6 protein-coding genes are annotated in these 15,429 nt (G+C 73.3%); 2 read left to right on the top strand and 4 right to left on the bottom strand.

The window, feature by feature from the left end; all coding sequences use genetic code 11:
- Positions 1–84 precede the first annotated feature (84 nt).
- Entirely contained in the window at positions 85–1,284 is a 1,200-nt protein-coding gene (locus tag P3X83_RS31660) for a cytochrome P450 (RefSeq protein ID WP_277308967.1), read from the top strand.
- Positions 1,285–1,367: 83 nt separating this feature from the next.
- Here the strand turns inward: P3X83_RS31660 and P3X83_RS31655 are convergent, their stop codons facing one another.
- From P3X83_RS31655 to P3X83_RS31645, 3 genes are read right to left on the bottom strand one after another with little or no spacing between them, the layout of a single operon-like run.
- Positions 1,368–3,260, bottom strand: a complete 1,893-nt coding sequence (locus P3X83_RS31655; protein WP_277308966.1) for a hypothetical protein — start codon at positions 3,258–3,260, stop codon at positions 1,368–1,370.
- Complete coding sequence (locus tag P3X83_RS31650) at positions 3,245–4,051, bottom strand: ABC transporter ATP-binding protein (protein WP_277309082.1); 807 nt, start codon at positions 4,049–4,051, stop codon at positions 3,245–3,247. Before P3X83_RS31650 ends, P3X83_RS31655 begins: the two co-directional genes overlap by 16 nt.
- Positions 4,052–4,092: 41 nt before the next feature.
- Complete coding sequence (locus tag P3X83_RS31645) at positions 4,093–5,733, bottom strand: acyl-CoA carboxylase subunit beta (RefSeq protein ID WP_277308965.1); 1,641 nt, start codon at positions 5,731–5,733, stop codon at positions 4,093–4,095.
- Positions 5,734–5,878: 145 nt separating this feature from the next.
- On the opposite strand from P3X83_RS31645, the gene P3X83_RS31640 reads away from it, so the two are divergent.
- Positions 5,879–6,865 (top strand): helix-turn-helix domain-containing protein, encoded by a 987-nt coding sequence (locus tag P3X83_RS31640; RefSeq protein ID WP_277308964.1) that lies wholly within the window; start codon positions 5,879–5,881, stop codon positions 6,863–6,865.
- Positions 6,866–6,876: 11 nt separating this feature from the next.
- Here the strand turns inward: P3X83_RS31640 and P3X83_RS31635 are convergent, their stop codons facing one another.
- Entirely contained in the window at positions 6,877–15,327 is an 8,451-nt protein-coding gene (locus P3X83_RS31635) for a type I polyketide synthase (protein ID WP_277308963.1), read from the bottom strand.
- Between the last annotated feature and the right edge of the window lie 102 nt (positions 15,328–15,429).

Genomic DNA, 15,429 nt, shown 5'->3' with positions numbered 1-15,429 from the left:
GGTACTCCCGCTTATCGAAATCACCGGATCATAGTTCGGATCACCTTATGAAGCCTGACCGGTGACCGTGACGGACGGACTGCTATGACTGTTCTCTTCGATCTGAACGACCCGGCCCTGAAATCCGACCGATTCGATTATTACCGCCGGCTCAGGGAGACCGAACCGATTCACCAGACGCCTTTCGGCTACTGGGTGCTGACCCGCTACGACGACATCGACGAGCTGCTGCGCTCGCCGCACTCGTCGAGCAACTTCCCCGCCGACCCGATGTGGGCGATGATCAGGGGCGGCCCCACCTGCCCGGTCGTGAAGAGCACCAGCAAATGGCTGCTCATGCAGGACGGCCAGGCGCACCGCCGGATCCGCCGGCTGGTCGCGCGGGTGTTCACCCCGCGCAACATCGACCGCATGCGGCCGAGGATCGCCGAGGTCGTCGACCACCTCATCGACGAGATGGGGGACGGTGAGGTCGACCTGATCGCCGGTCTGGCGCTGCCGATGCCGATCCTGGTGGTGGGCGAGCTGCTGGGCATCCCGCCGGAGGACCGCGCCAAGTGCCGCGACTGGACCGACAAGGTCGGCTACGTCATCGACCCGGCGGTCACCCCCGAGCGCCGGATCGCGATGAACAAGGCGGAGCCGGAGTTCCGCGCCTACCTGCTGGAGCACATGCGGCGCAGGCGCGAGGCCGACCCCGAGCACGACCTGCTCTCGGTGCTGATGCAGCGGGACGCCGACGGCGCCCAGCTCACCGACGAGGAGATCGTCGCCAACATCCTGCTCATCTTCAACGCGGGCCACGAGACCACGGTCAACCTGATCGGCAACGGCATGCTCGCGTTGCTCCAGCAGCCCGAGGCGATGCTCGCGCTGCGCCGGGACCCCTCGCTGATGGGCACGGCCATGGAGGAGCTGTCCAGGTTCGACCCGCCGGTGCAGCTCGCCGCGCGGATCCTGACCGAGGACACCCGCATCCGCGACACCGTCATCCCCAAGGGGGCGACGGTCATCGCGCTGTTCGACGCGGCGGGCCGCGACCCGGCCAAGTACCCCGACCCGGACCGGCTGGACCTGACCAGGGACGGCGTGAAGTCACTGGCGTTCAGCGCGGGCCCGCACTACTGCCTGGGCGCGGTCCTGGGCAAGCTGGAGGCCTCGACGGTGTTCAGCGAGCTGCTGCGCAGGTACCGCACCATCGAGCTCGCCACCGACCGGCTGACCTGGCACGAGCACTTCAACCTGCGCGGGCTGACCGACCTGCCACTGCGGCTGGAGAAGTGACACAAGGCGAGGGCGGCGATCCCACGGGATCGCCGCCCTTCGTGGTCTCCGGGAACGCCGGAGCCGCCCGCGAGCTCGACGCCTCAGGCCGGCACCGGCTCCTTGTTCCCGTTGTGCTCCTCGCGCTCGGCCTGGGCCGCGGCCAGCTTGGCCCGCATCGCCCGGGTCTCGGTGAGGTAGATGCCACCCGCGATGACGAAGGCCAGCACGCCGAGCGCGATCATGATCGCGATCGTCGGCCACTGCCACACGTCGGGCAGGTGCAGCGCCAGGAACCACACCGGCGCGATCTCGCCGGTCACCTTCATCGCCAGCGGCACCAGGCCCTGCGGGAACAGCGCGATGCAGCCGATGAAGAAGCACGCCCACAGCAGCGCGCGGCGGTGCCTGGGCATCGTCTTCAGCACCGAGGCGCCCTCGGTCACCCTGGCCTGCTGCTCCTTGCCCGAGCGCATCAGGTAGAGCAGGTCGGAGGCGCGCTCTGCCAGGTGCTTGCTCGCCGAACGGCCCAGCCACCAGAAGTACAGCAGTCCGGTGACGACGGCCACGCCGACGCCGCCCCACAGCAGGGCGGGGATGCCGAGCATGCTGCCGGCCACCGTGGTGCCCACCGCGGGCAGCGCCAGGGCCGTCACCATGAGCATCATCACGAAGCCCTGCCCGGTCACGTCGCCGTGGTCGAGCGGGCTGTCCTTGCTCTTGTGCGGGTCGGGTCCGGGAACGAGCTGGTCGACCCCCACGGTCATGATCAGGCCGGAGCCCGCGCCGAGCGTGGCCAGCACGGCGGCCAGCGCCCACGGCCACATCGCCTGGTCGCCGTGGAGCAGGGTGCCGGCGACGGTCAGCGCGATGGAGATCGGCGCCACGAACGTGAGCCAGGCGAGCTGCCGGCCGCGCACGTCGGCGCGTTCTGTGCCTGGCGTCATCAGCGTCAGCCACAGCGCGGTGCCGTCCTGGCCGTACAGGTTGCCGCAGGTGGCGGCGGCCATCAGCGCGGCGAGCGCGCCCGCGAACGGCAGGAAGGACGTCGAGTCGAACAGCAGCGGCAGCAGCGCGGTGAGGATCGCGAACGCCGGGGCGACCACGAGGTTCTGCACGCGCAGCGCGTCGCGCCGCCAGGTGCGCAGCTCCTTGAGGTATACGGCGCCGGTGGCGGTGCGGGCGGTGGCGCGCTTGTCGGCCGTGCCCCGCACGACCGTGCGTGACAGGCCCTCGGAGCCGAGCATCCAGCTCCACAGCAGCACCAGCAGCCCGAGCAGGACGACCAGGCCGCCCAGCGAGATGGCCACCATCCGCCAGTCGGACCGCGAGGCGGCCTCGACGGCGAGCAGCCCCCAGCTCGACGGCAGCGCCCGTAGCACCCGGGAGACCTCCGGCGAGAACCCGGTGGCCAGCACCGAGTCCACGGCGATGAACACCAGCCAGCCGGACTGCGCGACCACCAGCATGGCGGCCGTGATCAGGCCGGTGATGACCGCGCCGGTGCGCGACCTGGCCATCGCGCCGAAGATCCAGGCCGTCACCCTGGCCAGCAGCACCACCAGCACGAGCTGCAGGAGCATCGCGGGCACCGCGACGACGACCGAGGCCACGACGCCGAGCCTGGCGCCGAACACCACCAGCGAGGCGAACGCCACCAGCGAGACCAACGCGCCGACGCCGACGAACGCGGCGGCCAGCAGGCCGACCGCGAGGCGTCCGCGCGGGACCGGTTCGAGCGAGAAGTGCGAGGCGCGCAGCACCGGCTGGCCGGTCCAGGCCGGGCCGAGCATCCAGCCGAACATCCAGATCGCGAGCACCACGCCGAGCAGGTCCATCAGGGCGGTCGGCTGACCGTACTCGAAGGTGGCCACGGAGATCGTCCCCGCGGCCACGGTGAGCCCGATCAGCGCGCCGGTGAGCATCCACGTGGCCTTGGGCCCCGTGGCCGAGTGGCGCGTCAGCGCCACCTTCATGCTGATCAGGACGCCAACCACGACAGTCCCTCCCCGCCGCCGATCTCCACCTCGACCAGCTCGACGAAGGTCTCCTCAAGCGACTTGCCGGCGCGGACGGTGTCCAGCGGGCCCTCGGCCACCACGTTGCCCTTGGCCATCACCGCCACCGTGTCGCAGAGCTGCTCCACCAAGGCCATCACGTGGCTGGAAAGGATCACCGAGCCGCCCGCCGCGACGAACCTGTTCAAGATCCGCTTCAGGGTGGCCGCCGAGACCGGGTCCACGGCCTCGAAGGGCTCGTCGAGGACGAGCAGCTTCGGGCCGTGCAGCAGCGCGGTGGCCAGGCCGATCTTCTTGCGCATGCCGGTGGAGTAGTCGACGACCAGGGTGCGCTCGGCGTCGCCGTCCAGCTCCATCACGCCGAGCAGCTCGTCGGCGCGCTCGGCCACGGTGGCGGCCGGGAGGCCGCGCAGCCGGCCCAGATAGGTCAGCAGCTCACGGCCGGTGAGCCGCTCGGGCAGGGCGAGGCCGTCGGGGAGCACGCCCATCAGCCGCCGGGCCGCCAGCGGGTCCTTCCAGACATCGACCCCGAACACCGTCGAGCTGCCTTCGTCGGGCCGCTGCAGGCCGACCGCCATGGACAGGGTGGTGGTCTTGCCCGCGCCGTTCGGACCGACCAGTCCGTAGAAAGAACCGGGCCGGACGGTCAGGTTCGCCCTCTTGACCGCGGTGTAATCGCCGAAGACCTTGAGCAGTCCGACGACCTTGAGGGCGGCTTCCTTGTCATCCCCGACGGATGTCGTGGTACCACCTGTCGGATCGGTCCTCACATTCACTCAGATCTCCTCGATCCTATTTTACGGGGGTAGGTTCACAGTGGCATATTGCCGTGTTTCCTGATGGGTGGCGACTCCCTTTTCTCACGAAGCAGAGAGAACGCCTCGGCCACCTGCAACCGTGTTTCGGCGGGACGGATGACCTGGTCTATATACCCGCGCTCGGCGGCGAAATACGGGTTACTGAACTTCTGCTGGTATTCGTCTACCAGCTCGCGCTCCAGCCGGGCGCGGTGCTCCTCCGGGGCGACGGCGAGCGTCTTCCTGTGCAGCACCTGCACGGCCCCGGCTGCCCCGGTCACCGCGATCTCGGCGGTCGGCCAGGCCAGGTTCACGTCGCACCCGAAGTGCTTGGACCCCATCACGGCGTAGCCGCCGCCGTACGCCTTGCGCAGCACGACGGTCACCTTGGGCACGGTGGCCTCGGCGTAGGCGTAGATCAGCTTGGCGCCCCGGCGGATGATGCCGCCGCGCTCCTGGTCGACGCCCGGCATGTAGCCGGGGACGTCGGCGAGCGTCAGGATGGGGATGTTGAAGGAGTCGCAGAACCGGATGAACCGGGCTGCCTTCTCCGAGGCGTCGATGTCGATCGCACCGGTCTGCACCATCGGCTGGTTGGCGACCACGCCGACCGAGTTGCCGTGGACCCTGGCCAGCGCGCAGACGATGTTGCGGGCGAAGCCGGGCTGGACCTCCAGGTAGTCGCCCTCGTCGACGATCCGGCGGATGACCTCGTGCATGTCGTAGATCTGGTTGACGGCGTCCGGGACGAGCGAGTCGAGCTCGATGTCGGTCTCGGTGATCTCGGGGGCGCCGTCGTGCCCGTAGACCGGCGGGGCGTCGATGTTGTTGCCCGGCAGGTAGCCGAGGAGGGTCTGCACCCACCCGATGGCCTCGTCCTCGTCCGCGCCGACGTAGTGGGCGTTGCCCGACACCTCGCCGTTCACGGCGGGGCCGCCCAGCTCGTCGTAGGAGGGCCGCTCGCCGGTCACCGCGGCGACCACGTCGGGGCCGGTGACGAACATGTAGGAGGTCTTGTCCACCATGACGGTGAAGTCGGTCAGCGCCGGGGAGTAGACCGCGCCGCCCGCGCACGGGCCCATGATCAGCGAGATCTGCGGGATCACGCCGGAGGCGCGCACGTTGCGCATGCCCAGCTCGGCGTAGTGCGCCAGGGAGACGACCCCCTCCTGGATCCGCGCGCCGCCCGAGTCGTTGATGCCGATGATCGGGCAGCCGATCTTCATGGCGAGGTCCATGACCTTCAGCACCTTGGACCCGAACGCCTCGCCCATGCTGCCGCCGAGGGTGGTGAAGTCCTGGGAGAAGACGCAGACCCTGCGGCCGTCGATCGTGCCGTGCCCGGTCACGACGCCGTCGCCGTAGGGACGGTTCAGCTCCATGCCGAAGTCGGTGCAGCGGTGCCGTACGAACTCGTCCAGTTCGGTGAAGGACCCTGGATCGAGCAGCCGCTCGATCCGCTCTCTGGCGGTCAGCTTGCCCTTGGCGTGCTGGCGTCCTGCGGCCCGCCGCTCGGCGGTGGTCACCGCCTCGTCCCGGCGGACCTCAAGGTCGGCGATCCGGCCCGCGGTGGTCGACTCGGCCGGGACAGCCGAATTGACCGGAGCGGTCAACTCGATCGGGTCGAGTGCGACTGCTGTGTCTTGGTGCGACATCGTCAGACCTCTCCTGGAAGGCTCCGTGAAGACGACTCACCGCATGCGGGTCCATTACGACCTTAGAGATCCCGTCCGGGGCGGCCCACCCCTAGATTTCGTGTCGGAAGTCTCTTTACAGTGCGGGCCGGGTCACAATGAAACCATGTCCACCGCCGCTCCTCTAGCGTTGCGCGACGGCGACCGCGAACGCCTCGGCAGGCTGGCCAGGCTGCCGAGCGTGCCGTCCGGGCTGGCCAAGCGCGCCCGGATCGTCCTGCTGGCCGCCGACGGCGTGCCGAACACCGACATCGCGCGCCGGGTCGGCGCGTCCCGGCCCACGGTGGCGCTGTGGCGGGCCCGCTACGGCGAAGGCGGCGTCGACGCGCTGCGCGACGCGGACCGGGCCGGCCGTCCGCCGAAGGTGAACGAGGTCGACGTGCTGATCGCCACCCTGTCCGCGCAGGGGCACCCGCCGCCCGAGCTGGGCGCGACGCACTGGTCGTCCCGGCTGCTGGCCGCGCATCTCGGCGTGTCCTTCGCCACCGTGGCGCGGATCTGGCGGGCCTGGGGCGTCCATCCCGGCACGCCCTCGCCAGGGCTGCCGGTCCGGCCGCCCCTGCCGGCCGGGGTCGCTGCCGTCACCGGCCTCCATCTCGGGCCGTCCGGCGGCGTCCTGGTGGTCGTCGTGGGCGACCTGACCGACGACGCCACGGCCACGGCGCGCGCGGCCGAGGTCGGGGCGGCGTCGCTCCTGGCCGCGCTGGACCGGCCCGCCGCGCCGGAGGGCCCGCGCGACTTCCTCGCGCGGGTGGCGGCGCTGCATCCGGGGGCGCGGCCGCACGTCGTCCGCGACGACGCCGGGCCGGGCGCGCGGGACGGCGACCAGGTCCAGGAGTGGCTGGCCGCGCATCCCGGCGTCGGCGTCCACACCGTGCCGCGCGGGCGGTCCTGGGCGCGGCTGGTCGAGGTCGCCTTCGGCCTGTCCGGGCCGCGCGCCGTACGGCACGCGGCCATCACCCCGCTCGGCGAGCCCGAGGAGCTACAGGAGCTGCGGGAAGCCGTGCGCCGCCTCCTGCGGGCGCGCGGCGCACAGGGCCGTCCCCTCTCCTGGGTGAAGCGTCAAGAAACTTCGGACACGACCAGCGGGTGAAAACACCCTGGTCAGGAGATCTCCAGCTCGCTGTCGATCAGCGCGAAGATGTTCTCCTCGGTCGCCAGTTCGAGGTCGCTGTCGTCCGCCGCCGCGCCGCCCGCCGTCTCGGCCCACTTCACCAGCAGGGCCTCCATCCGGGCCCGGATCCGCGACCGCTCCTCGGCGGGCAGGCCGGGCAGCACGCCCTCCATCCGGTCCAGTTCGCCGAGCACCAGCATCGCGGGCGTCGGCGCGGCCGGGACCAGTTCGGCCAGCAGGAAGCCGGCCAGCGCCGCCGGGCTGGGGTGGTCGAAGACCAGCGTGGCGGGCAGCCGAACGCCCGCCGCCGCGCTCAGGCGGTTGCGCAGCTCGACGGCGGTCAGCGAGTCGAAGCCCAGCTCCTTGAACGCCTTGCCGGGGCCGACGGCGTCCACCGAGCCGAAGCCCAGGACCGTCGCCACGTTGCCGCGCACCAGGTCGAGCAGGATCTCGGCCTGCTCGGCGTGCGGCACGGCGGCAAGCCGCTCGGCCAGCGCCCGGCCGCCGCCCGCGCCACGGCCGGAGCCGCCGCTCGCCGTACGGCGGGCGGGCCCGCGCACCAGGCCGCGCAGCAGGTGGGGCAGGTCGTCGGCCTGGGCCGCCAGCACGGCCCGGTTCAGCCCGGTCGGCACGGTGACCGCCAGGGCCGACCGCAGCGCCGCGTCCAGCAGCGCCATGCCCTCGTGCCCGGTCAGCGCGGGGAACCCGGATCTGGCGATCCGCTCCCGGTCGTCGTCGCCGAGCGCGCCCAGCATGCCGCCGCCCACGTCCCACGGGCCCCAGGCAAGTGCCAGGGCGGCCTGACCGCGCGCGGCTCGGTGCCGGGCCAGCGCGTCGAGGTAGGCGTTCGCCGCCGCGTAGTTGCCCTGCCCGGGGCTGCCGAGCGTGGCCGACACGGAGGAGAACATCGCGAACACGTCAGGATCGTGCTCGGCGGCCAGTTCGTGCAGCGCGAGCGCGGCGTCCGCCTTGGGCCCGAAGACCCCGGCGACCCGCCGCGGGGTCAGCGCCTCGACCACGCCGTCGTCCAGCACGCCCGCCGTGTGGAAGACACCCGTCACCCGGTGGCCGGAGAGGACCTGCCGCAGCGCGGCGCGGTCGGACACGTCGCAGGCCACCGCCCGCGCCCGCGCGCCGTACCCGGCCAGCTCGGCGACCAGCTCGGCCGCGCCGGGCGCGTCCGCGCCGCGGCGGCTGAGCAGCAGCAGCTCCCGCACCCCGTGCGTGCGCGCCAGGTGGCGGGCGAGCACCCCGCCCAGCGTCCCGGTGCCGCCGGTGACGACCACCGTGCCCGCCGGGTCCAGGGCGCGCGGCATGGTCAGCACCAGCTTGCCGACGTGCCTGGCCTGGCTCATGAAGCGGAACGCGTCCATGGACTGGCGGATGTCCCACGTGCGGATGGGCGGCAGCCACAGCCCGCCGCTCCGGAACAGCGCGACCAGCTCGGTGAGGATCTCCTGGATCCGGTCCGGCCCCGCCTCCGCCAGGTCGAACGCCCGGTAGGCGACGCCCGGGTACTGCCGGGCCACCTCGGCGGCGTCGCGGATGTCGGTCTTGCCCATCTCGACGAAGCGCCCGCCGGGGCGTACGAGTTCGAGCGACGCGTCCACCAGTTCCTTGGCGAGCGCGTCGAGCACCACGTCCACCTTCGGGAAGCGGTCACGGAACGAGGTGTCCCGCGAGGAGGCGATGTCCTCCTCCGCCAGGCCCAGGTCGCGCAGCACGTCCCACTTGCCGGCGCTGGCGGTGCCCAGCACCCGCGCGCCCAGGTGCCTGGCGATCTGCACGGCCGCCATGCCCACGCCGCCCGCGGCGGCGTGCACGAGCGCGGTCTCGCCCGCCGAAAGGCCGCCCATGTCCACCAGGCCGTAGTACGCCGTGGCGTAGGCGATCGGCACCGCCGCCGCCTGCACGAACGACCATTCGTCCGGCATCCGGGTCACCAGCCGGTGGTCGGTCACCCCGACCGGCCCGAACGCCCCGCCGAACAGGCCGAAGACCCGGTCGCCCGGCTCGACGCCCACGACGCCCGCGCCGACCTCGGTCACCACGCCCGCGGCCTCGCCGCCGAGCCGCACCTCGCCCGGGTACATGCCCAGGGCGTTCAGCACGTCGCGGAAGTTCAGGCCCGACGCGCGCAGCGCCACACGGACCTCGCCGTCCTGGAGCGGTTCCTCCGCGTCCGGGTTCGGGACCAGGCACAGGTTCGCCAGGGTGCCGCGTTCGCTGACATCCAGCCGCCAGGCGCCGCCGTCCGGGACGGCCAGCCCCGCCACCGCGTCGCCCGGCGCGAGGCGCGGCACCAGCAGCGCCCCCGCCCGGATCGCCACCTGCGGTTCGCCGAGCGCCACGGCACCGGCGAGCGCCTGCCAGGACGACTCCGCCGCGTCGATGTCGGCCAGCACGATCCTGCCGGGGTGCTCGGACTGCGCCGAGCGCACCAGGCCGCGGACGGCCGCCGCCGCGAGGTCGGTCACGTCGTCGCCCGCGTCGGCCGCCACCGCGCCACGGGTCAGGACCAGCAGCGTGGAGTCGTCGAAGCGCGCGTCGCCCAGCCACTCGCGCAGCCGCTCAAGCGCCCGCGCGGTCACGTCCGAGGCCGTCGCGTCCGGCTCGCCCGCGCAGGACAGCACCAGCACGTCCGGGGCCGGTCCTTCGCCGGGCACCTGGTCCGCGCCGATGGCCGCGCCCGCGTCCAGCGGGTCGGGGCCGTAGATCGCCCAGGTGGTCCCGGGGGTCGGCTGCGGGGCTGCGGCCTGGCTCCATTCGACGTGGTAGAGGCCGTTCGTCCCGTTCGTTGCGGGTGCCGACAGCCCCTCCCCCGTCACCGGCCGCAGCACGACGCGCTCCACCGAGGCGACCGGGGCGCCGGCGCCGTCGGCCGCGAGGAGGGACACGCCGTCGCCGCTCGGGGCGGGCGAGAGCCGTACGCGCAGGGTCGTCGCCCCGGAGGCGTGCAGGGTCACACCCGCCCAGGAGAACGGCAGCCCCGCGCCACCCCCGGACCCGCCCTCGGCGGCCCCGGCGTCGCGCACCTGAACGGCCAGCGCCTGCAGCGCCGCGTCCAGCAGCGCCGGGTGCAGACCGAACCCGGCCGCCGCCTCGTGCTCCCGCTCGGGCAGCGCCACCTCGGCGAACACGTCGTCATCGCGCCGCCAGGCGGCCACGACGCCCTGGAACACCGTGCCGTACGAAAGGCCGGCGGCGGCCAGCGCGTCGTACATGTCGTCCACGGGCGCGGCCACGGCCTCCGGCGGGGGCCACGCCGTCAGGTCCTGCGGATCCGTCTCGGCGACGGAGGTGACGAACCCGGACGCGTGGTGCGTCCACTCCTGGTCCGACCAGCCGTCGGCCGCCTGCGCGTCCTGCGCGCGGGAGTGCACGGCGATCTCCCTGCGGCCGTCGTCGTCCGGCGCGCCCAGCGAGACCTGCACCTGCACGGCCCCGCTCTCGGGCAGCACCAGCGGCGCCCGCAGCACCAGTTCCTCCAGGTGGCCGCAGCCGACCTGGTCACCGGCCCGGATCGCGAGCTCCACGAACGCGGTGCCGGGGACGACGATCCTGCCCATCACGACGTGGTCGGCCAGCCAGGGATGCGTCTGCGCGGACAGGCGCGCGGTGAACAGGTACTCGTCCGCGTGCGCCAGCCCGACCCCGGCGCCCAGCAGCGGATGCCCGGTCACCCCGAGCCCGGCGGAGGCGACGTCCCCCACCCAGGCGACGGGCTCCGGCCAGTAGCGCTCCTTGGCGAAGGGATAGGTGGGGAGGTCGATCGTGCGGGCGGCGGGGAGAAGGGCGGTCCAGTCGAGGGTGTGGCCGGTGACGTGGAGGGCGGCCAGGGCGGTGAGCGCGGTCTCGGCTTCGTCGCGTCCTGAGCGGAGCGCGGGGACGAGGGTGGCGGTGTCGATGGCGTCGATGGACTGCTGGGCCATCGCGGTGAGCACGCCGTCGGGGCCGAGTTCCAGGTAGCGGGTGACACCTTGGGCCTGGAGGGTGGCGACGCCGTCGGCGAAGCGGACGGCCTCGCGGACGTGGCGGACCCAGTAGTCGGCGTCGTACTCGGTGACCTGCTCGCCGGTGACGTTGGAGACGACCGGGACGACCGGCGGCCGGTAGCCGATGGTGGCGGCGATCTCGCGGAACTCGGCGAGCATCGGCTCCATCAGCACCGAGTGGAAGGCGTGGGAGACCGTGAGCCGCTTCACTCGGCGGCCCTGCCCCTGCCAGTGGGTGTCCAGCTCGTCGATCGCCTCGACGACTCCGGAGACCACCACGGAGGTGGGACCGTTGATCGCCGCGACGCTCGCCCGGCGGTCATCGATGACGATCTCGTCCTCGGTGGCCTCCACGGCCAGCATCGCCCCGCCCGAGGGGAGGGCCTGCATCAGGCGGCCACGGGCGTCCACCAGGCGGCAGGCGTCCTCCAGGGACATCACCCCGGCGACATGGGCGGCGGCCAGTTCGCCGATCGAGTGGCCCAGCAGGAAGTCCGGGGTGACACCCCAGGACTCGAAGAGACGGAACAGCGCCACTTCCAGGGCGAACAACCCGGCCTGGGTGTAACGCGTCCGGTCCAGCAGATCGGAGTCGCCGAAGACGATCTCCTTCAGGTCGCCCTCGAACCGGCCGGCGACGGCGTCGAACGCCTCCGCGAACACCGGGAAGGTCTCGTGGAGCTCGCGGCCCATCCCGGCGCGCTGCGAACCCTGGCCGGTGAACAGGAAGGCGGTCCGGCCTTCGGTGACGGCCGACGGGGAGGTCTCGCCTTCGGCCAGCGCCCGCAACCCGGCCTCGAAGTCCTCGGCGGTACGGCCGAAGACGACGGCGCGCGAATCCAGCGCGGCCCTGGTGGTGGCGAGGGAGAACGCCACATCGGCGAGATCGGACTCGACGAGCGGCGCGAGCCGTACGGCCTGAGCCCGGACGGCCTCCGCGGTCTTCCCTGAGATCACCCACGGGAGGGGAATGGATACGGCCGAAGGGGAAGAAGGGGCGGGGGCCGGGGTGGGAGCGGCCTCGGGAGCGGAGGCCGATTCGGCCGGGAGGCCGCCATCGGGTGCGGCGGTGAGACCGGTCGGAAGAAGGGCCTCTGGCAGGTTCGTGGGGGTGGGTGGGGCTTCGAGGATGGTGTGGGCGTTGGTGCCGCTCATGCCGAAGGAGGAGACTCCGGCGCGGCGGGGGTGGTCGGACTCGGGCCAGGGGCGGGGCTCGGTGAGGAGGCGGACGTAGCCCTCGGTCCAGTCCACGTGCGGGGACGGCTCGTCCACGTGCAACGTCGGCGGCAGCACGCCCGCACGAAGGGCCATGACCATCTTGATCACGCCGCCGACGCCCGCCGCCGCCTGAGTGTGCCCGATGTTGGACTTCAGCGACCCCAGCCACAGCGGCTCGTCCCGGTCCTGCCCATAGGTGGCGAGCAGCGCCTGGGCCTCGATCGGGTCGCCCAGCTTGGTGCCGGTGCCGTGCGCCTCGACCGCGTCCACGTCGGCGGGCGACAGGCCCGCGTTGGCCAGCGCCTGCCGGATCACCCGCTGCTGCGAAGGACCGTTCGGGGCGGTGAGCCCGTTGGACGCGCCGTCCTGGTTGACGGCCGACCCGCGGACGACCGCCAGCACGCGGTGCCCGTTGCGCTCCGCGTCGGACAGCCGCTCCAGCAGCACCACGCCGACGCCCTCGCCCCAGCCGGTGCCGTCGGCCGCCGCCGCGAACGGCTTGCACCGCCCGTCCCTGGCCAGCCCGAGCTGCCTGCTGAACTCCACGAACGCCGACGGGGTGGACATCACCGTCACACCGCCCGCCAGCGCCAGCGAGCACTCGCCGTTCCGCAGCGCCTGACCCGCCAGGTGCAGCGCCACCAGCGACGACGAGCACGCCGTGTCCACCGTCATCGCCGGGCCCTCGAACCCGAACGTGTAGGAGACGCGGCCGGACATGACCGCCGCCGCGTTGCCCGTGCCCTGGTAGCCCTCGCTGCCGTGCCGGGCCCCGGCCAGCAGCGCCGGGTAGTCCTGTCCGTTGGTGCCCGCGAAGACGCCGGTCCGGCTCCCTCGCAACGCGGTCGGGTCGATCCCGGCCCGCTCGAACACCTCCCACGACGCCTGGAGCAGCAACCGCTGCTGCGGGTCCATCGCCAGCGCCTCACGCGGCGAGATCCCGAAGAACACCGGGTCGAAGTCGCCGGCCGCGCGCAGGAAACCGCCCTCCCCGACATAGGAGGTGCCGTCCCCCGAGGCGTCCGGGTCGTACAGGGACGTGGTGTCCCAGCCCCGGTCGTCGGGGAAGCCCGACACCGCGTCGGTGCCGGTGGACACCAGCCGCCAGAGGTCCTCGGGCGACTCCACGCCGCCCGGGTAGCGGCAGCTCATGCCGATGATGGCGATCGGCTCGTCGGTGAGACCCGCCGCCGTCACGGCCTCGCCGGCCGCGTCGTTCCGGCCGAGGATCTCGGCGAGCAGGTGGTCGGCCAGCGCGGCGGGCGTCGGGTAGTCGAAGACGAGGGTCGCGGGCAGCCGCAGCCCGGTCGCGTCGTTGAGACGGCCGCGCAGTTCCACGGCGGTCAGGGAGTCGAAGCCGAGCGCGTTGAACGCGATGCCCGGTTCGACGGCCTCCGGCCCCGAGTGGCCGAGCACGGCGGCGACGGCGGTCCGCACGATGTCCAGGACGGCACGCCGCTGGTCGGCCGGGGACAGCCCGTCGATCCGGCGGGCCAGCTCCGAGGGCGGCGAGCCCTCCCCTCCGGCGGCGGCCCGCCGGGTCACCCGCACTTCGGGCAGGTCGTCGAACAGCCGTTGCGGCCGGGCGGCCGTGAAGGCGGGCACGAACCTGGCCCAGTCGATGTCGGCGACGGCCACGCACGAGTCACCGCGCTCGACCGCCTGCCCGAGCGCCCGTACGGCGAGCGCCGGATCCATCGTGATCAGGCCGCGCTTGCGCAGGTAGTCGGCGGTGGAGTCGGCTCCCGCCATGCCGTCCCCGGCCCATGGCCCCCAGGCGACGGAGGTCGCGGCGGCGCCGCGCGCCCGGCGGCGGGCGGTGAGCGCGTCGAGGTAGGCGTTGGCGGCGGCGTAGGCCGCCTGCCCGCCGCTCCCCCACACGGCCGAAACCGAGGAGAACAGCACAAAAGCCTCAAGCGGCACATCGCGCAGGGCGTCGTCCAGGTTCGCCGCGCCGGTGACCTTCGCGTTCAGCACGGCGGCGAGATGTTCGGGGGTGGCCTCCGTCAGCGGGCCGAAGTCGCCGGATCCCGCCGCGTGCACGACGGCGGTCACGCTGTGCTCGCCGAGCAGGGCGTCCAGGGCCGCGCGGTCGGCGACGTCGCAGGCGACCACGACCGTCTCGGCGCCCAGTTCGGCGAGTTCGGCGACCAGGGCCGCCGCGCCGGGGGCGTCCGGGCCGCTGCGGCTGGTCAGCAGCAGCCGGGGAGCGCCGCGTCCGGCCAGCCAGCGGGCCACGTGCGCGCCGAGCGCGCCGGTGCCGCCGGTGATCAGGACGGTCCCGGAGGGAGTCCACGGGGCCGCCTCCGCCTGGGCGGCGGGCGCGGGGGCCAGCCGCCGGGCGAACAGCCCGGCCTGCCGGACGGCGAGCTGGTCCTCGCCGTCGATTCCGGCCAGGGCGGCGGCGATCCGGGTCCGTGCCCGGTCGTCGAAGTCCGCCGGGAGGTCGATCAGGCCGCCCCAGCGCTTCGGGAGTTCCAGCGCGGCGACCCTGCCCAGGCCCCAGACCTGCGCGCCCGCCGTAGTGGAGAGGTCTTCGGCGCCGCCGACGGACACCGCGCCCCGGGTGGCCGCCCACAGCGGCGCATCGATCCCGGCCTCGCCGAGCGCCTGGATCAGCGCCACGGTGGCGGACAGCCCGGTGGGCAGCACGGGGTGCTCGGGGTGCGGACGCTCGTCCAGGGCGAGCAGCGACAGGACTCCGGCGATCTCCGCGTCTCCGGCCGCCGCGCGCAACGCGGTGGCGTCCGGCTCGCCGACCGGGACGACGGTCGCGCCGTGCGCCTCAAGCGCCCGGACGCACTCGGCCCCTGCGTCCTCCTCGCCGGGCGGTGCGACGAGCAGCCAGGTGCCGGACAGCACCGGCAGGGCGGGGTCGGCCAGGGTCTTCCACCTGATCCGGTAGCGCCAGCCCTCCTCGGCGGCGGCCACGGCCCGCGGCGCGACGGCGACCGGCTCGGGCCAGAAGTGCTCCCGCTGGAAGGCGTAGGTGGGCAGATCGATCCGCTCGCCGCCGTAGGGGGCACAGACCGCCGCCCAGTTCACCTCCGCGCCCGCGACGTGGAGTTCGGCCAGCGCGGTGAGCACGGTCTCGGCTTCGCCGCGCTCGGCGCGCAGGGCGGGCGTGATGGTCACGTCGTCGATGGACTGCCGCGCCATCGCGGTCAGCACACCGTCGGGGCCCAGCTCGACCAGGCGGACGACGTTGCTCGCGCGCAGCGCGGCCACACCGTCGGCGAAGCGGACGGCCCCACGGACGTGACGGACCCAGTACTCGGCCGTGTACTCGGCGACCGGTGAGCCGTCCAGGTTGGAGACGATCGGGATCTG

It is taken from the genome of Spongiactinospora sp. TRM90649 (assembly GCF_029382225.1).
Taxonomy (GTDB): domain Bacteria; phylum Actinomycetota; class Actinomycetes; order Streptosporangiales; family Streptosporangiaceae; genus Spongiactinospora.
Note: the sequence above shows the minus strand (reverse complement) of the source record. Positions and strands in the feature narration are given on the sequence as shown.

Bases quoted from the DNA above. Each gene is read 5' to 3' on its own strand.
- P3X83_RS31660 (WP_277308967.1), top strand. From the start codon at position 85: ATGACTGTTCTCTTCGATCTGAACGACCCGGCCCTGAAATCCGACCGA.
- P3X83_RS31645 (WP_277308965.1), bottom strand. From the start codon at position 5,733: ATGTCGCACCAAGACACAGCAGTCGCACTCGACCCGATCGAGTTGACC.
- P3X83_RS31640 (WP_277308964.1), top strand. From the start codon at position 5,879: ATGTCCACCGCCGCTCCTCTAGCGTTGCGCGACGGCGACCGCGAACGC.